At 66.9% G+C, this 474-nt stretch carries 1 protein-coding gene; it reads right to left on the bottom strand.

Features of this window, described 5'->3' with window-relative positions; genetic code table 11:
- Positions 1-251 precede the first annotated feature (251 nt).
- The coding region (locus BAA9072_RS23945; RefSeq protein ID WP_201717046.1) for a winged helix-turn-helix domain-containing protein at positions 252-474 on the bottom strand (223 nt) is incomplete at its 5' end.

Below are 474 nucleotides of genomic sequence, written 5' to 3'. Positions count from 1 at the left end.
CAGCTCGACCTCATTCTGCTCGAGACGCTCCGGATCATCCGCCTGCGTCGTGCCCTGGTCCGCACGCGACTCCGAGGCCTGCGTCTGCGCGGACACCGGCGCGGCGAGGGCGGCGAACGCGGCCCCGCCCAGCAAGATTTCCCTGATGCTCATGCCCGTTCTCCCCCTGTGCCCTCACGTCGTTGCGCGCGGGCTCTTGGTGAGAAGAGACAGGTCGGCGGCGCGTGTCAATCCGCGTCGCGCTCGGCGCGTCAGGCGACCTTGGCCGCCAAATCCTCTTCCGCGTCGCGCAGCACGTAGCCGCGGCCCCATACCGTCTCGATGTAGTTGTCGCCCCCGCAAGCGAGGCTGAGCTTCTTGCGGAGCTTGCAGATGAACACGTCGATGATCTTGAGCTCGGGCTCGTCCATCCCGCCGTACAGGTGGTTGAGGAACATCTCCTTGGTCAGCGTCGTGCCCTTGCGGAGCGAGAGC

This window comes from Rossellomorea arthrocnemi, assembly GCF_904424705.1.
GTDB classification, from domain to species: domain Bacteria; phylum Bacillota; class Bacilli; order Bacillales; family Bacillaceae_B; genus Rossellomorea; species Rossellomorea arthrocnemi.
Note: the sequence above shows the minus strand (reverse complement) of the source record. Positions and strands in the feature narration are given on the sequence as shown.